The following is a 14977-nucleotide window of genomic DNA, read 5'->3' on the forward strand; positions in this document are numbered from 1 at the left end:
CATGGGAACCAGACCAGTCGCCCCGCTTTTCCATTCACAGGGGAGACATTGCGGCCATTCCATCTTTGGCCAAGTCAAGTTCATATCGAATGAGGGGAATTTCATGACAGAGGCGGCAGCTTCGCAGCAAGGTGGAGTTTTGGGTTGGATCGAGCGTACTGGTAACCGCCTGCCCGATCCGGTGTTCCTGTTCTTCTGGCTGATCGCCGGGCTGGTCGTAATTTCCGTTATTGCAGGAATGCTGGGCTGGTCGGCTTCGCACCCGACGGAAGTTGATCCTGAAACCGGCGCAGCCACCGTGATCGCGGCAAAAAGCCTGCTGTCGGCTGAAAACATCCAGAAGCTCTGGGTCGAAATGCCCAAGACTTTCACGCACTTCCACCCGCTGGGCTATGTTCTGGTGGTGATGCTGGGGGCGGGCGTGGCTGAGCGGGCGGGCCTATTCGGCACTGCGATGCGCGCGGGCGTGCGCGATGCGCCCAAGGCGCTGCTAACGCCAATCGTTGTGTTGGTGGGCATGATGGGCAACCTTGCCGCCGATGCCGCCTATGTTGTGCTGATCCCGCTCGCCGGGATCATCTTCCACGCCGCCGGGCGCCATCCGGTGGCGGGCATCGCTGCGACTTTTGCCGGGGTTTCCGGCGGCTTTTCGGCCAATCTCCTGCCCGGCCAGCTCGACGCGCTGCTGTTCGGCATTACCGAGGCGGCGGTCGAGACGGTATTCGGGGATTTCACCGCCAATATCGCGGGGAACTGGTACTTCATCGCCGCGATGACTTTCGTGTTCCTGCCGGTGATCTGGTACATCACCGACAAGGTGATCGAGCCGCGGCTGGGCAAATGGGACCCGGCCGGCGCCGGTCGCCCGGCCGACGATGAGGACAGCGATCGCCCGCTCACCGATGCCGAGCGCAGGGGCCTGCGAAATGCCGGCCTGGCCGTGTTTGGCGTGGTGGCGCTGTGGCTGGGTTTCACCTTTGGCCCGGGTACGCCGCTGATTGACGAGAGCGCCACCCCCGAAGCGCAGTTGACGCCGTTCTACCAGAGCCTCGTCGCCGGCTTCTTCATTCTCTTCCTGCTGGCCGCATGGGCCTATGGCAAAGGCGCAGGTACGATTTCCGACCATCGCGACCTGGTTAAGATGATGTCCGGATCGATGGAGGACCTGGCCTATTACCTGGTGCTGGCCTTCGCCGCTGCGCATTTCGTGGCGATGTTCGCGTGGTCGAACCTGGGCCTGATCCTGGCTGTGCAGGGTGCGGATTTTCTCGGGTCGACAGGCCTGCCCGCGTGGGCGCTGCTGGCCGCGATCATTCTTGTCTCGGCCTTGCTGAACCTGTTCGTCGGTTCGGCCAGCGCCAAATGGGCACTGCTTTCGCCGGTGATGGTGCCGATGCTGATGCTGCTGGGCATTTCACCCGAAATGGCAACCGCAGCCTATCGCGTTGGCGACAGCGCAACCAACATCATTACCCCGCTGATGGTCTATTTCCCGCTGATCCTGATCTTCTGCCAGCGCTGGCAGAAGGATTTCGGCCTGGGATCGCTGGCGGCAACCATGCTGCCCTATTCGATCGCACTGCTGATCGCCGGGCTGGCGCTCACGATTGGCTGGGTGGTGCTCGATCTGCCGCTGGGGCCGGGCGCGAGCGTGTTCATCGATGCGCCGGGTACCCTGAATGCCGCTCAGACTGTCGCAAGCTGATTGCCGGAAGGACGCGATCGGGAGTATCCTGCACCAATGAGGTTGCCGGGTCTCCTCTTCGCGTTTCTTGCAGCGCTGCTGCTGGGCGCAGCCGCGCCTGCCGGGCAGCTGTATTCCGTCGATAGTGCTGGCAGCAATCTATCAGCCAAGGTCGGTTTCTTCGGCATCGGCAGCAAGAGCGCCGGCTTCCCGAGCGTTTCCGGCTCGGTCCGGCTCGATCGCGAGCGCCCGCAGGATATCGCACTGGATGTGACGATCGATGCTCGCACCCTCACCGCGCCTGACAAATTGACGTTGAACCGGCTTAAGGGCGAAAAGTTCTTCTGGGTCGAGAAATATCCCTCGGTCCGCTTTGTGGGCCGCGAAATGGCGCTCACCACTGCAACGTCTGGCACCGTGAAGGGTGACCTGACGGCGCGCGGGGTAACCCGGCCGGTCACGCTGGCGGTGAAATTCGACCGGCCGCCGGGCGAACTGAAGCCGGGCGATCCGGTGACACTGACCGGTGAGACGCAAATCAACCGCTATGACTTCGGGATGAAGTCGTATGGGCTGATCGTGGGCAAGTGGGTCAATATCCAACTCAAGGCGCGGATGGTGCCGCAGGCCTGATCGGCTGGCTATTCGCTGTCCTCGCCAAGATCGCGCGCAACCTTGGGATCGCGCAGCAAACGCTCGATCCGGTCGGCCTCGTCAAAGCTTTCATCGGCGCGAAACTTCAGTTTGGGCGCGAATTTCAGCCCTAGCCGCTTGGCCACTTCCTTTTGCAGGAAGGCAGTGTTCTGGCGCAGCGCGGTAACGATCTCGCCTTCGTCCTTGCCCAGCAGCGGCTTCACATAGGCGATCGCATTCCTCAGGTCCGGTGTCATGCGCACTTCGGTGACGGCGATATTGGCGGCGGAAACGCGCTCGTCATGCACTTCCTGCCGCGCGAGCAATTCGCTGAGGATATGCCGCACCCGCTCGGCCACCTTGAGCACGCGGACCGAATGCTGTTCAGGCGTGAATTGCTGCCGCGCCATCAGCTTTGCCCCCCATGTGGCGGCGGCACCGGACGCGCGGTGGGAATGGCGGTCGAGGTTGCACGCGCCAGCACCGTCCCCTCTTCGCTCAGCAATTCGCCCTCAAGGAACACCACGCGGCGCCCGGCGCGCACTACCCGGCCCTTGCCGATGATCGTAGCGCCTTCGGGCAATAGTCCGAGCAGTTGCATCGATATCTCGAGGTTGAGCGGGGCCTGCTCGCCGCCAGTCATGGCGACATAGGCATAGCCCATCACATCATCGAGATAGCCTGCCACCAGCCCACCCTGCACGCCGCCGCGCCAGGTGGTCATCTGCGGCATGACCGTGAAGCGCATGGTGGCGGTGGATGTCGCTTCGTCGAACCCGACGAATTCCGATCCAAGCAGTGCAGTGTGCGGCGAACCGTTATCGCCGGTCCATTCGCCCGACTGCATCACAACGTCCGCTCACGCTCCTCGACTTCGAACACTTCAAGCGTATCGCCAGCCTTGATGTCGTTGGTGTCTTCCAGCACCACGCCGCATTCCATGCCTGCGCGGACTTCGTCCACATCGTCCTTGAACCGCCGCAGCGAAGCGATCGTCGTTTTCGACACGATGACATCTTCGCGGGTAAGGCGCGCGTGGAGGCCCTTGCGGATGACTCCTTCGAGCACCAGCAGACCGGCAGCCTTGTCCTTTTTGCCCGCCGGGAACACCTGCTTGACTTCGGCGCGGCCAACGACAGTTTCGATCCGTTCCGGACCAAGCTCGCCGGCCATCTCCTTCGCGATTTCCTCGGTGAGGTGATAGATCACGTCGTGATACATCATCCGCACCTTGTCTTTCTCCAGCTGCTGGCGCGCTTTGGGGTTGGGCCGGACGTTGAAGCCGATGATCGGCGCGCCTGAAGCCGCCGCCAGCGTCACATCACTTTCCGTGATCGCGCCAACGCCTGCATGCAGCACGCGGACCTTGATCTCGTCATTCGACAAATTGTGCAGCGCTGAATTGATCGCTTCGACCGAGCCCTTCACATCGGCCTTAACCACCACCGGAAATTCAATCACGTCGCTCTTGAGGTTCGAGAACATCGTATCGAAGCTGGTGGGGGCCAGCGCGGTGCGCTTTGCAGTCGCCTTTTCCTGGCGATACTGCGCCACTTCGCGGGCACGCTGTTCGTTCTCGACCACGGTCAGCTGATCGCCTGCGTCAGGCACGCCGCCCAGGCCCAGCACTTCGACCGGCACTGACGGCCCTGCTTCCTTGATCTGCTTGCCCTTGTCGTCAACCAGCGCGCGCACGCGCCCGCTTTCCGTACCCACGACGAAGGTATCGCCGCGCTTCAGCGTGCCGCGGGTGACAAGCACTGTCGCGACCGGGCCGCGGCCCTTGTCGAGCTGCGCTTCGATCACGGTTGCCTCTGCATCACGATCCGGGTTGGCTCTGAGTTCGAGCAGTTCCGCCTGCAGCAGGATCTTCTCGATCAGCTCGTCCAGCCCCGCCCCGGTCTTGGCCGACACTTCGACGTCCTGCACATCGCCCGACATCGCCTCGACGATGACTTCGTGCTCGAGCAGGCGTTCGCGCACCTTCTGCGGGTTGAATTCGGGCTTGTCCGACTTGGTGATCGCCACGATCATCGGTACACCCGCCGCCTTGGTGTGATTGATAGCCTCGATCGTCTGCGGCATGATCGCATCGTCGCCTGCCACCACCAGCACCACGATATCGGTCACATTGGCGCCGCGCGCACGCATTTCGGAAAAGGCTGCGTGGCCAGGTGTGTCGAGGAAGGTGATCTTGTCCTTGCTCTTCGTAGTGATCTGGTAGGCACCGATATGCTGGGTGATGCCGCCGGCTTCACCCTTGACCACATCGGTACCGCGCAGCGCATCGAGCAGCGAGGTCTTGCCGTGGTCGACATGGCCCATGATCGTCACGACCGGGGGACGCGGCTTCAGCGTTTCTTCCGGATCGGTGTCTTCCGACGTGTCGATATCGACATCGCTTGCCGACACGCGGGTGATGTTGTGGCCGAATTCCTCGACCAGCAGTTCGGCCGTATCCTGATCGATCGTCTGGTTGACGGTGACCATCATACCCATGTTGAACAGCGCCTTCACCAGGTCCGCGCCCTTTTCGGCCATGCGGTTGGCAAGCTCCTGAACGGTGATCGCTTCCGGCACGACCACGTCGCGCACCTGCTTCTCGCGCGGCGCGCTGGGCCCGCCGTGCAACCGGCGCTCTTTCTCGCGAGCGCGCTTGAGCGCGGCAAGGCTGCGGGCGCGGCGGCCCTCGTCCTCATTCAGCGCACGGGTAACCGTCAGCTTGCCCGAACGGCGGTTATCTGGCCGTTCGGCCCCGCGCACAGGCTTTTCTTCCTTCTTTTTCTTCTCGGGCCGCTTTGGCTCAGGCCGTTCGACCGGCGTGAACCTGCGCGGAGCCGGGGTGGGCGTGCCGTCGCCGGCAGGCGCCGCTGCCGGTGTTTCCTCAACCTCGACTTCTTCGGGCGCAACTTCGACAGCGCGCTTTTCAGCCTCGGCTTCCGATTTGCGGTTAACCTCTGCGCGCTTTTTCTCTTCTTCGGCTGCGCGGCGGGCTTCCTCTTCATCACGCTTGCGCGCCTCTTCGGCGAGCCGCAGACGTTCTTCCTCAGCCTCGCGCTGCAGGCGAGCGACCCGCTCTTGCGGAGTCTCCGCCGAAGGACTCGGCTTCTTGACCGCTGGCTTTGGCGCGGCAGCGGCGGGCGGCGGAGGCGGCGGTGGAGGTGGCGGCGGCGGAGGCGCCTCACCCGGCTTGCCGATCATGCGGCGACGCTTGACCTCGACCACGACCTTGTTGGTGCGGCCGTGGCTGAAGGTCTGCTTGACCTCGCCAGGTTGCGCGCCCTTCAGGGTCAGCGGCTTGCGGGCAGGTTTTTTCTCTTCGTCGCTCATTTAGCTCGTACGTCCTTACGCGTTCAATTGTTCGTCCTGGCGACCGGGAGAGGCCTGGCCACCAATGGTTTCGGAAGGCAAATTGCCCTCCAGATAATGCAGCAGGCGTGCCAAGGCCCCCTCGACTCGCCCCGCCGCAGCGCTGTCATTAAGCGCCAGGTGGACGACATTGTCGCGGCCCAATGCCACAGACAAAGCCGCCCGGTCCAGTGGCAAGACGATGCCGCGTTCGCCGCTGCCCTCTATATCCCGCCCTACGCGCCATGCCTGGTCGAGCTTCTTTCGCCCGTCCTCGCTGGCGTCGGCGGCGTGCAGCAGCAGTTCGAGCCGTCCGGTGCGCGCCTGTTCTTCGATCCTTGCAGTGCCCAGCACAACATGCCCGGCACGCAGTTCCAGGCCCAACCGGTCTAGCAGCGATTTGGTCAGCGCTGTTTCCACCCGTGCCGACAAATCTGCCGGGATTTCCAGCTTTGCCCCTTTAAAGGCACGCGCCAAAGCTCCCTTAAGCTGGCCCTTGGCAATGGCCGTTTCAAGCTGGCTGCGGCCCACGCCGATCCATGCGCCGCGCCCGGGGGCCTTGGCGTGCGGATCGGGCAGTACCAACCCGTCCGGAGAAATCGCCAGGCGCAGCAGCGCAGCGCGCGCGCCATGCCCCCCGGAAAGGATACAGCGCCGCTCAGGGCCGGAATCCTTCCGGCCCTTCGGCACGTCAACGATGTCTGACGCTACGCGCTCATTGGGTGGAGTCCGCATCGGCGGCCTCCTGGGTTGCCGGTTCGTCATCGAACCAGTGCGCGCGGGCAGCCATGATGATCTCGTTGCCCTGCTCTTCGGTAAGGCCGTATTCGCCTAGGACACCACCCTTGTCCTGCTCGCGGATCGAGGGGCGACGCATCGGCGGGCCGTCCGCGCTCTGGCGGCGACGCGGTGCTTCGCGCTTCTTGGCGATCAGTTCATCGGTCGCAAGATCAGCCAGGTCGTCGAGCGTCTTGATGCCGGCCTTGCCCAGCGTGACCAGCATTCCCTCTGTCAGGTGCGGCATTTCAGCCAGCGCATCTTCCACGCCCAGTTCACGACGTTCGGCACGTGCGGCCTCTTCGTGACGCTCAAGCGCTTCCTTGGCGCGGTTCTGCAGTTCTTCGGCCAGTTCCTCGTCGAAGCCTTCGATCGACGCCAGCTCTTCAAGCTCGACATAGGCAACTTCTTCGAGCTCGGCGAAGCCTTCAGCCACCAGCAGCTGCGACAGCGTTTCGTCGACGTCGAGTTCTTCCTCGAACATCTTCGAACGCTCGGCGAATTCCTTGCTGCGCTTCTCGCTCGCCTCTTCCTCGGTCATGATGTCGATCTGGTGACCGGTAAGCTGGCTGGCGAGGCGCACGTTCTGGCCGCGGCGACCGATCGCCAGCGACAGCTGGTCATCGGGCACGACCACTTCGATGCGGCCCTCTTCCTCGTCGAGCACCACGCGGGCGACCGTGGCCGGCTGCAGCGCATTCACGACGAAAGTCGCGGTGTCTTCGCTCCAGGGGATGATGTCGATCTTCTCGCCCTGAAGTTCCTGCACCACAGCCTGCACACGGCTGCCCTTCATGCCGACGCAGGCGCCGACCGGGTCGATGCTGGAGTCATGGCTGATCACGCCGATCTTCGCGCGGCTGCCCGGATCGCGAGCGGCGGCCTTGATCTCGATGATGCCGTCATAAATCTCAGGCACTTCCTGCGCAAACAGCTTCTTCATGAAGTCCGGATGGGCGCGGCTGAGGAAGATTTGCTGGCCGCGATTGTTGCGCTCGACCTTGGTGATAAGCGCGCGCACGCGTTCGCCGGTGCGAGCGGCTTCGCGCGGGATCTGCTGATCGCGGCGGATCACGCCTTCGGCGCGACCGAGATTGACGATGACGTGTCCGAATTCGACTGACTTGATCACGCCGGTGATGATCTCGCCCGCGCGATCCTTGAATTCCTCGTACTGGCGCTCGCGCTCGGCATCGCGGACCTTCTGGAAGATCACCTGCTTGGCGCTCTGCGCGTCGATGCGGCCAAGGTCGACCGGCGGCAGCGGGTCGACGATGAAGTCACCGATCTTCGCATCCTTGTCGAGCTTCTGTGCCTGCTTGAGGTCAACCTGCTTGAAATAGTCGTCCACTTCCTCGACCACTTCGACCACGCGCCACAGGCGCAGGTCGCCGGTCTGCGGGTCCAGCTTGGCGCGAATGTCGTTCTCCGCACCATAGCGCGCGCGCGCAGCTTTCTGGATTGCTTCTTCCATGGCTTCGATAACGATCGACTTGTCGATCATCTTTTCCGAAGCGACCGCGTTCGCAATCGCGAGCAGCTCAGCCTTGTTGGCGGAAATTGCAGTGGCCATCAGTCTTCAGCCTCTTCTTCTTCAACGATGTCTTCAGCACCGCTCACATCGAGCGGTCGGGTGGCGGCAATCAGCTCGTCGGTCAAGACCAGCTTTGCCGAATGGATCATCGCCAGCGGCACGGAAACCGCGCCTGCCTTGCGATCTTCGATGGTGACCGCGTCACCTTCAATACCTTGCAGGATGCCGCGCAAATTGCGCTGGCCGTCCCAGCTCTTGTCCATGCTGAACTTGGCCTCATGCCCTGCCCAGTTGGCAAAATCCTTGGGCCGGGTCAGCGGCCGATCAATCCCGGGGCTGCTCACTTCCAGGTGATAGGCCCCTTCAACCAGCACTTCACCGGCTTCCTCGGCAGCGTCGATCGCATCGGACACACGGCGACTGAGCGCCGCGCACTGGTCAATCACCAACTGCCCGGTAGCGGGGTCTTCCGCCATCACCTGCAGCGCCATGCCGCCATCGCCGGCTTCGGACGGCATCATCTTCACGCGCACGAGATCGAAGCCGAGAGCTTGCGCTTCGGGCTCGATGATCTGCGTCAGGCGCGCGATGTCCGCCATTCGGTCTCCGTTCTGCATGGCATTGATGACAAAGGCGTTTTGGGCCGGCCCCTTGCGGCGCCAGCATCCAAACCTTGTATCGACAATGTCGGGATGGCGTGCAGATAGGCGCATGCAAAGCCAAATGCAATGACAGAATTGTGGCTGCGCAGTGGATGACGCTTCAGTTCTCCGCCTCTTCCTGCATCAGACCATGCTTCTTGATGCAGTGGCGCAACTGGTCATAAGTCAGACCGAGCGCTTTTGCCGTCTGCCGCTGGTTCCAGCGATGCTTGCCGAGCGCGTGCTCGACGATCGCCCGCTCATGAGCATCGACCGCGCCGCGTAGATCATCGATCGCGTCGAGGTCTGCTGCACCGGCACCGCTATGGGCCACGTCCCGCCCAGACCTGGCCGAGTTCGACTGCGATGGCAGGTCTGTGCGATGCGAAGGCGCTGACGGCTTCCAAGGACTATCGAACGGATCGAACTGGACATGCCCGATCGGCTCGCCGGTATCCTCCCACCGGTACACCGCGCGCTCGATCACATTACGCAATTCGCGGACATTACCGGGCCACTGATATTCTTCCAGCTGGCGCTGCACATGTGGTGCAAATCCGGGCCATTCGCGCCAGGCCAGCTCAGCTGCCATCCGCCGCCCGAAATAGTCCGTGAGAACACCCACGTCCCCTTCGCGCACGCGGAGCGGCGGCAGAGTGATCACTTCAAAGCTCAGCCGGTCAAGCAGGTCGGCCCGGAAATCGCCTCGCTCGGCCATTTTCGGCAGGTCGTCATTGGTCGCTGCGACAATCCGCACATCCACGCGGATCGGGCGCGACGAACCGATCCGGGTCACTTCGCCATATTCCACCGCGCGCAGCAGCCGCTCTTGCGCCGCCATCGACAGATTGCCCAGTTCGTCGAGAAACAGCGTACCTTTGTCGGCTTCTTCGAACCTTCCCGCGCGCGCTCTGGTAGCACCCGTGAATGCCCCAGCTTCGTGCCCGAACAGTTCCGCTTCGATCAGCGTTTCCGGCAAGGCGGCGCAGTTCATCACCACCAGCGGTTCATCCCACCGGGTCGAAAGGCGATGAAGGCGTTCGGCGATGAGCTCCTTGCCGGTCCCGCGCTCTCCGATCACCAGCACCGGGCGGCTCATCGGCGCAGCGCGGCTGGCGCGCTCGACCGCGTCAAGGAAGGCCCCCGATTGGCCGATGAACTGGTTATCGCGCTCCACAGGCCAATCTATAGTGATATTTCCCAATCCTTGGCAAGATACGCCATGTTGAAAATTCAGGAAATCCTCTATCAATATGTATTTAAATTGTTTTTTTGGTTTGGCACGCCCCTTGCTGTTATGTGAACGTATAGCAAGGAGGCTTTGAAATGTACGATCGCCGGTTCTTCCAGAGCAAGCTGGGACAGGCCGCAATGGTCAGCATTGCTGCAATGGTCGCGTTCGTCGCCCTCAGCACGCAGATGTATGCTTCCCCCGCCCAGGCCGCTGTGGTCTGCGCGCAGGGCGAGCTGGTTGAACTGGCATGACCGGTCCAACCAAAGATACCCCCCTCGGGCCGGAGCGCTCAGTCCCCCCCCTGAAATCCTCAGGTATGAGCAACCCAGCTGGCGCCACATCCAGTCGCGGCGCCGACGCTCCGGCCCAACCCTTCTCGCCCGAACGCCTTGTCAAGCGTTCGCGGCTTGATGCAGAGATCGAACGCCTGCGCCAGAGCCCGACTCCGACGCAGTCGAGCGCTCGCTCGAATGATGATGACAGTTTCTTCAACGGAGTAGCCTTCATGGGCATTTTCAGCCGTACCCGCGATATCATTGCCGCCAACTTCAACGACATGCTCGACAAGGCCGATGACCCGGCCAAGATGATCCGCATGATCATCCTCGAGATGGAGGAGACGCTGGTGGAAGTGCGGGCCAGCGCGGCGCGCACCATTGCGGACCAGAAGGAAATGCATCGCCATATCGTCAAGCTCGACCGGCTGCAGGCCGACTGGGCGGACAAGGCGCAGCTGGCGCTGAGCAAGGATCGTGAAGACCTAGCCCGCGCGGCACTGGTCGAAAAGAAGAAGGCGGCCGACATGGCCGACCAGCTCAAGCAGGAAATCGCCGTGCTCGACGACGCACTGCGCGCTTACGAGGAAGACATCCAGAAGCTGCAGCACCGTCTGCGCGAGGCGCGTAGCCGCCAGACTGCAATCGCCGCCCGCCTCGAAAGCGCGGAGAACCGGGTCAAACTGCGCACGCTGATGAGCACCGAGCGCACCGATGAGGCGCTGGCCCGCTTCGATCAGCTGGAACGCCGGGTCGACTATGCCGAAGGCCGCGCCGAAGCGCTGCAGATTGCCGACGGCAGCGGCAAGCTGACGCTGGCAGACGAGATCGCTGCGCTCGAAGGTGCCGACGCGATCGATAACGAACTTGAAGAACTGAAGAAGGCGCTGGGCAAGGGCAGCGCCGAGAAGGAGGGCTGATCAGATGGACGAAGGTTGGATTGCAGTCATTTGCATATTTATCGGGCTGCCGTGGATCATCCTCCACTATATCACCCGCTGGAAGACCGCTGCGACGATCACGACTGACGACGAAGTGCTGCTGGAAGAGCTGTACAGCCTTGCCAAGCGTCTCGACGAGCGGATGGACACGGTCGAGCGGCTGGTCGCCAGCGACGACCCGGGCTTCCAGCCCAAGCGCCTGCAGGAAAACCGCGAAACCGATAATCAGCAGCTGCGCGAGCTCGAACAACTGATGGCCGAAAAGAAAGGAAGCGCACGATGAACAGCCCTCGCACAACGCTTTACCGCGACAAGCACAATGCCAAGCTGATGGGTGTGTGTTCGGGGATCGCCGACTACACCGGTGTCGATGCACTTTGGGTTCGCCTGGGCTTTCTGATCCTGTTGTTCACGGTCGCCCCAATCCTGCTGCCTGCCTATTTCATTGCTGGAATGCTGCTGAGCAAGAAGCCGCCGCATCTCTATGTCGACAAGGACGAGCAGCAATATTGGCAGCGTGTCCGCCAGAGCCCCAAGCGCACCGCACGCGAAATCCGCGCCCGCTTTCGCGACGTCGACCGCCGCCTGGCCGAGGTCGAGCACTATTATGTCAGCAGCAACCCGCGCCTGACCGCTGAAATCGAGCGCCTGCGCTAAGGATACGCAAAGGGAGGATCACGCCGTGGAAGAATTTATACCGATCTTCGCGATCATGATGGTTTTCGGCATTCCAATGCTGGCCATCTGGACAAGCCACCAGCAGAAGATCGCCAAACTGCAGATCACCGCTACTGCAGAGAATACCGCTGAAAAGGCTGCGCAATATGCCAGCAAGATCCAGCTGCTTGAGGACCGGGTGCAAGTGCTCGAGCGGATCGTCACCGACAAGGGCTATGACGTGGCGACGCAAATCGAGGCGTTGCGCGACCAGCGCCGGGTGGATGACCAGGGCAGTGGTGTGCCGCTGACCATGAACAGCAAGGAGCGCGCGTGATGGATGCTGCAGCACTCTCGGTTCTTGCCCCGGTGATCGGCGGTGGGATGGTGGCTATGTCCATCGCATGGGTCGCCAACACGTGGATCAGGGTCAAGAACGGCTATCCGCTCGATGGCGCCTGGGGCCAGGCGGTCTACCCCAAGAAGAATGACGAAGCGATCGAGCGTGTCAAACTGCTGACTCAGGAAAACGCCCAACTGCGCGCCGAACTTGGGTCGATGAAGGACCGTTTGGCCAATGTGGAACGGATCGTCACAGACAGCGGCTATCACCTGACCCACGAAATCGAGCGACTGCGTGAAGAGAAGGGGGTCAACTGATGAATGTCGATCTGCTTCTCATTTTCGCTTTTGTCCTTACAGTTTGCCTGATCGTCTTCCCGTTCGCCTTTACCATTCACCGCCGTACGGTGGAGCATGAAGAACGCAAGCTGGAACTCAAGGCACGTATCGAGGAAGCCAAGGCCAGTCGTTCCAATGCCGACGTCGAGGCACATCGCAAGCTGGAAGAGCGGGTGCGCGTGCTTGAACGGATTGCTACCGACAGCAACCACGCGCTTGCCAGCCAGATCGAGCAACTGCGCGACCTGCACGAAATGGATGCCATTTCGGAAAAGCGGGAGATTGCACGATGAGTTGGGCCTCGGCCGTCGTCCTCATCGTATTGATCACCGCAATTGCCGGCGTGATGCGCTCGCGCCATCGCGGTGGCCGCAGATTGCGCGATGGCGAGCAGGGCCAGTCTCACCTGCCAAGCGCACGCGAACAGCAGCTTGAGCGCGAAGTCGATGATTTGCGCGAACGCATCAAGGTGCTGGAACGGATCGCCACCGAAGGCAATACGATCGAAGCACGCGAAACCCGGCGGATCGCCGAAGAAATCGAAAGCCTGCGTGACCAGCAGGGCCAACACGGCAATTAGGTCACAGGTTCAAGGAGGACATGAGGGATATGTTCGAACCGACATTGATTATCGCCGCCGCCTCGCTTGTCGGCCTTTGCGTGGTCGCGTTCGCGCTGCTCAAGGCGTGGCAAGGCTGGCTGGCGCTGAAGCAGCGTGAGCTTGACGCGGTCCCGCGCGAAATCGAAGGCGGCGTCAGCGTAGGCGCCGCCCGGATCGAGATCGCCGATCTCAAGGAACGTATCAAAAAGCTCGAAGCGATCGCCAGCGGGGTGGATTTGTGAGCCAAAGCGCCTAGATGCGCACAGCATGCGATCGCTCGAAGATATCTACGAAGAATATGAGTTCCTTGAGGGCGATGAACGCTATCGCCTGCTGATCGAGCTTGGGCGCGAGCTTGACCCGATGCCCGATGCGCTGAAAACCGATGCGACGCTGGTGCGCGGCTGCTCCGCCAGCGTATGGGTTTATCCCACGGAAGCGGACGGCAAGCTCCACTTCCTGGCAGACAGCAACGCCGCGATCACCAAGGGGATCGTCGCGCTGGTCATAGCAGCCGTGCAAGACAAGCCAGCGCGCGAAGTTGCCGCGCTCGATGTTACCGCAGCGCTTGAACCCTTCGATCTCAAAAGCCAACTCTCCTCCAACCGCACCCAGGGTGTGCCCAACATGATCGCGCTGGTCCGCGAACATGCCGCGCGGCTGGCCGATGCCTGAGTGGAGCAGCTGACATGCGCCCGCTATACGCGGCGGGGGGTATCATTTCCGTTGGGTTGGCGGCGATTGGCGCATTCTTGCCGATCATGCCCACAGTGCCGTTCCTGCTGGTGGCTGTGTTCTGTTTCGCGCGCAGCAATCCGGCGTGGGAGAAGAAGATCATGGACCACCCGCATTGGGGGCCGCAGGTGCGCGACTGGCGCGAGCGCCGCGCCATCAACCGCCGAGCAAAAACCATGGCGCTCGGTGCGATGAGCGCAGGCACTGTCTTCACATGGTATACGCTGGGCGATCCCTGGTACTGGATATCCATCGCAATCCTTGTCATCGCCGGCGGATGGATCTGGACCCGCAATGAGTAGGCGCGTCCTGCTGTTCGGCGCGACCGGCACGATCGGCCGGGCCGTGGCGCATGCTTTGGCCGAAGCGGGGTTCGAACCGGTCTGCGTGGTGCGCTCCGGAGCCGAGAATTGCCCGGAGCTTGCGGGCTACATTTGCCAGACGGCGGACGTTTCATCGGTTGATTCCGTGCGGGAAAACGCATTTTCGGGTGACCCGTTTCACGCGGTCATCTCCTGCCTCGCCTCGCGCAGCGGCACTCCGCGCGATGCCCGGGCAATCGATTATCAGGCGAACAGCAACATCCTTTCCGCAGCCAAATCGGCGGGCGTGCCGCAGATGATCCTGCTTTCCGCCATCTGCGTGCAGAAGCCGCGCCTTGCATTCCAGCGGGCCAAGCTGGCGTTCGAGCGGGAACTGATCGATCCCGGCCTGACCTGGTCGGTCGTGCGCCCGACCGCCTTCTTCAAGTCGCTCTCAGGTCAGGTGGAACGGGTAAGGCAAGGCAAACCGTTCCTGCTGTTCGGCAATGGCGAGATAACCCGCTGCAAGCCGATCAGCGATACCGATCTGGCGCGCTACATTGTAAGCTGCATCGACGATCCACAGTGCCACAACCGGATCCTGCCGATTGGCGGACCCGGGCCAGCGATCACGCCGCTGGAGCAGGGCGCAAAGCTGTTCGAATTGACTGGCCAGCCGCCGCGCTACCGGCGCGTTCCCCCGGCCCTGCTAGATGTGATTATCGCCGCGCTAGGCGTCGTGGGCAGGTTTTCGCAATCCGTTGCCGACAAGGCGGAATATGCACGGATCGGGCGCTACTATGCGACCGAGAGCATGCTGGTGTGGGACGAAACTGCCGGGCGTTATGACGAAGCGGCCACACCCGAAGCCGGCAGCGAGACGCTATTCGATCACTATACGCAATTGGTCGAAGAGTCGCCCGAGCGCTAACGT

Annotated in this window: 21 protein-coding genes; 14 read left to right on the plus strand and 7 right to left on the minus strand. The window is 62.2% G+C overall.

The window, feature by feature from the left end; genetic code table 11:
* Nucleotides 1–103 precede the first annotated feature (103 nt).
* Entirely contained in the window at nt 104–1705 is a 1602-nt protein-coding gene (locus G6N82_RS04205) for an AbgT family transporter (RefSeq protein ID WP_165194028.1), read from the plus strand.
* 36 nt (nt 1706–1741) lie between these two features.
* Nucleotides 1742–2317, plus strand: a complete 576-nt coding sequence (locus tag G6N82_RS04210; protein ID WP_165194030.1) for a YceI family protein — start codon at nt 1742–1744, stop codon at nt 2315–2317.
* A gap of 8 nt (nt 2318–2325) precedes the next feature.
* On the opposite strand, the gene rbfA is transcribed toward G6N82_RS04210, so the two are convergent.
* The 7 genes from rbfA to pspF all read right to left on the minus strand — a co-directional run bounded on the left by rbfA (nt 2326) and on the right by pspF (nt 9794).
* Nucleotides 2326–2727: a 30S ribosome-binding factor RbfA gene (gene rbfA, locus G6N82_RS04215; protein WP_165194032.1), complete on the minus strand. Its 402-nt coding sequence runs from the start codon at nt 2725–2727 to the stop codon at nt 2326–2328.
* A complete protein-coding gene (locus G6N82_RS04220) occupies nt 2727–3164 on the minus strand; it encodes a PaaI family thioesterase (protein ID WP_165197949.1) in 438 nt (145 codons plus the stop codon). The genes rbfA and G6N82_RS04220 overlap by 1 nt, the downstream gene beginning before the upstream one ends.
* Nucleotides 3164–5647: a translation initiation factor IF-2 gene (gene infB, locus G6N82_RS04225; protein WP_165194035.1), complete on the minus strand. Its 2484-nt coding sequence runs from the start codon at nt 5645–5647 to the stop codon at nt 3164–3166. Before infB ends, G6N82_RS04220 begins: the two co-directional genes overlap by 1 nt.
* 15 nt (nt 5648–5662) lie before the next feature.
* On the minus strand, nt 5663–6400 hold the full coding sequence (locus tag G6N82_RS04230) for a DUF448 domain-containing protein (RefSeq protein ID WP_165194037.1): 738 nt from the start codon (nt 6398–6400) through the stop codon (nt 5663–5665).
* Nucleotides 6381–8015 carry a transcription termination factor NusA gene (gene nusA / locus G6N82_RS04235; protein ID WP_165194039.1) on the minus strand — a complete coding sequence of 545 codons (1635 nt, stop codon included), beginning with the start codon at nt 8013–8015 and terminating at the stop codon, nt 6381–6383. Before nusA ends, G6N82_RS04230 begins: the two co-directional genes overlap by 20 nt.
* Nucleotides 8015–8575 carry a ribosome maturation protein RimP gene (rimP, locus tag G6N82_RS04240; protein WP_165197951.1) on the minus strand — a complete coding sequence of 187 codons (561 nt, stop codon included), beginning with the start codon at nt 8573–8575 and terminating at the stop codon, nt 8015–8017. The genes nusA and rimP overlap by 1 nt, the downstream gene beginning before the upstream one ends.
* Nucleotides 8576–8738: 163 nt before the next feature.
* Complete coding sequence (pspF, locus tag G6N82_RS04245; RefSeq protein ID WP_165194041.1) at nt 8739–9794, minus strand: phage shock protein operon transcriptional activator; 1056 nt, start codon at nt 9792–9794, stop codon at nt 8739–8741.
* Between the two features lie 149 nt (nt 9795–9943).
* On the opposite strand from pspF, the gene G6N82_RS04250 reads away from it, so the two are divergent.
* The 12 genes from G6N82_RS04250 to G6N82_RS04305 all read left to right on the plus strand — a co-directional run bounded on the left by G6N82_RS04250 (nt 9944) and on the right by G6N82_RS04305 (nt 14974).
* Nucleotides 9944–10102, plus strand: coding sequence for a hypothetical protein (locus tag G6N82_RS04250; RefSeq protein WP_165194043.1), 159 nt, complete (start codon nt 9944–9946; stop codon nt 10100–10102).
* A gap of 65 nt (nt 10103–10167) precedes the next feature.
* Complete coding sequence (pspA, locus tag G6N82_RS04255) at nt 10168–11046, plus strand: phage shock protein PspA (protein ID WP_346773751.1); 879 nt, start codon at nt 10168–10170, stop codon at nt 11044–11046.
* A 4-nt stretch (nt 11047–11050) separates the two neighbouring features.
* Complete coding sequence (pspB, locus tag G6N82_RS04260) at nt 11051–11350, plus strand: envelope stress response membrane protein PspB (protein WP_165194045.1); 300 nt, start codon at nt 11051–11053, stop codon at nt 11348–11350.
* On the plus strand, nt 11347–11724 hold the full coding sequence (pspC, locus tag G6N82_RS04265) for an envelope stress response membrane protein PspC (RefSeq protein WP_165194047.1): 378 nt from the start codon (nt 11347–11349) through the stop codon (nt 11722–11724). Before pspB ends, pspC begins: the two co-directional genes overlap by 4 nt.
* Nucleotides 11725–11779: 55 nt before the next feature.
* Nucleotides 11780–12061 carry a hypothetical protein gene (locus G6N82_RS04270; protein ID WP_165197955.1) on the plus strand — a complete coding sequence of 94 codons (282 nt, stop codon included), beginning with the start codon at nt 11780–11782 and terminating at the stop codon, nt 12059–12061.
* Complete coding sequence (locus G6N82_RS04275; RefSeq protein ID WP_165194049.1) at nt 12061–12384, plus strand: hypothetical protein; 324 nt, start codon at nt 12061–12063, stop codon at nt 12382–12384. Before G6N82_RS04270 ends, G6N82_RS04275 begins: the two co-directional genes overlap by 1 nt.
* Nucleotides 12384–12698 carry a hypothetical protein gene (locus tag G6N82_RS04280; RefSeq protein WP_165194051.1) on the plus strand — a complete coding sequence of 105 codons (315 nt, stop codon included), beginning with the start codon at nt 12384–12386 and terminating at the stop codon, nt 12696–12698. Before G6N82_RS04275 ends, G6N82_RS04280 begins: the two co-directional genes overlap by 1 nt.
* Complete coding sequence (locus G6N82_RS04285) at nt 12695–12985, plus strand: hypothetical protein (RefSeq protein ID WP_165194053.1); 291 nt, start codon at nt 12695–12697, stop codon at nt 12983–12985. Before G6N82_RS04280 ends, G6N82_RS04285 begins: the two co-directional genes overlap by 4 nt.
* 29 nt (nt 12986–13014) lie before the next feature.
* Entirely contained in the window at nt 13015–13248 is a 234-nt protein-coding gene (locus G6N82_RS04290; protein ID WP_165194055.1) for a hypothetical protein, read from the plus strand.
* Between the two features lie 25 nt (nt 13249–13273).
* Entirely contained in the window at nt 13274–13681 is a 408-nt protein-coding gene (locus G6N82_RS04295) for a SufE family protein (protein ID WP_165194057.1), read from the plus strand.
* 14 nt (nt 13682–13695) lie between these two features.
* Nucleotides 13696–14043 carry a YbaN family protein gene (locus G6N82_RS04300; protein WP_165194061.1) on the plus strand — a complete coding sequence of 116 codons (348 nt, stop codon included), beginning with the start codon at nt 13696–13698 and terminating at the stop codon, nt 14041–14043.
* On the plus strand, nt 14036–14974 hold the full coding sequence (locus G6N82_RS04305; RefSeq protein WP_206520290.1) for an NAD(P)H-binding protein: 939 nt from the start codon (nt 14036–14038) through the stop codon (nt 14972–14974). Before G6N82_RS04300 ends, G6N82_RS04305 begins: the two co-directional genes overlap by 8 nt.
* Nucleotides 14975–14977 lie beyond the last annotated feature (3 nt).

Origin of the sequence: Altererythrobacter sp. BO-6, assembly GCF_011047315.1 — a bacterium.
In the GTDB taxonomy this organism is placed as follows: Bacteria; Pseudomonadota; Alphaproteobacteria; order Sphingomonadales; family Sphingomonadaceae; genus Erythrobacter.

Bases quoted from the DNA above. Each gene is read 5' to 3' on its own strand.
- G6N82_RS04285 (WP_165194053.1), top strand. From the start codon at position 12,695: ATGAGTTGGGCCTCGGCCGTCGTCCTCATCGTATTGATCACCGCAATT.
- G6N82_RS04270 (WP_165197955.1), top strand. From the start codon at position 11,780: ATGATGGTTTTCGGCATTCCAATGCTGGCCATCTGGACAAGCCACCAG.
- infB (WP_165194035.1), bottom strand. From the start codon at position 5,647: ATGAGCGACGAAGAGAAAAAACCTGCCCGCAAGCCGCTGACCCTGAAG.
- G6N82_RS04210 (WP_165194030.1), top strand. From the start codon at position 1,742: ATGAGGTTGCCGGGTCTCCTCTTCGCGTTTCTTGCAGCGCTGCTGCTG.
- pspC (WP_165194047.1), top strand. From the start codon at position 11,347: ATGAACAGCCCTCGCACAACGCTTTACCGCGACAAGCACAATGCCAAG.
- nusA (WP_165194039.1), bottom strand. From the start codon at position 8,015: ATGGCCACTGCAATTTCCGCCAACAAGGCTGAGCTGCTCGCGATTGCG.
- G6N82_RS04275 (WP_165194049.1), top strand. From the start codon at position 12,061: ATGGATGCTGCAGCACTCTCGGTTCTTGCCCCGGTGATCGGCGGTGGG.
- G6N82_RS04220 (WP_165197949.1), bottom strand. From the start codon at position 3,164: ATGCAGTCGGGCGAATGGACCGGCGATAACGGTTCGCCGCACACTGCA.
- G6N82_RS04300 (WP_165194061.1), top strand. From the start codon at position 13,696: ATGCGCCCGCTATACGCGGCGGGGGGTATCATTTCCGTTGGGTTGGCG.
- G6N82_RS04280 (WP_165194051.1), top strand. From the start codon at position 12,384: ATGAATGTCGATCTGCTTCTCATTTTCGCTTTTGTCCTTACAGTTTGC.
- pspB (WP_165194045.1), top strand. From the start codon at position 11,051: ATGGACGAAGGTTGGATTGCAGTCATTTGCATATTTATCGGGCTGCCG.
- G6N82_RS04230 (WP_165194037.1), bottom strand. From the start codon at position 6,400: ATGCGGACTCCACCCAATGAGCGCGTAGCGTCAGACATCGTTGACGTG.
- G6N82_RS04250 (WP_165194043.1), top strand. From the start codon at position 9,944: ATGTACGATCGCCGGTTCTTCCAGAGCAAGCTGGGACAGGCCGCAATG.
- G6N82_RS04295 (WP_165194057.1), top strand. From the start codon at position 13,274: ATGCGATCGCTCGAAGATATCTACGAAGAATATGAGTTCCTTGAGGGC.
- rimP (WP_165197951.1), bottom strand. From the start codon at position 8,575: ATGGCGGACATCGCGCGCCTGACGCAGATCATCGAGCCCGAAGCGCAA.
- G6N82_RS04205 (WP_165194028.1), top strand. From the start codon at position 104: ATGACAGAGGCGGCAGCTTCGCAGCAAGGTGGAGTTTTGGGTTGGATC.
- rbfA (WP_165194032.1), bottom strand. From the start codon at position 2,727: ATGGCGCGGCAGCAATTCACGCCTGAACAGCATTCGGTCCGCGTGCTC.
- pspA (WP_346773751.1), top strand. From the start codon at position 10,168: ATGAGCAACCCAGCTGGCGCCACATCCAGTCGCGGCGCCGACGCTCCG.
- G6N82_RS04290 (WP_165194055.1), top strand. From the start codon at position 13,015: ATGTTCGAACCGACATTGATTATCGCCGCCGCCTCGCTTGTCGGCCTT.
- G6N82_RS04305 (WP_206520290.1), top strand. From the start codon at position 14,036: ATGAGTAGGCGCGTCCTGCTGTTCGGCGCGACCGGCACGATCGGCCGG.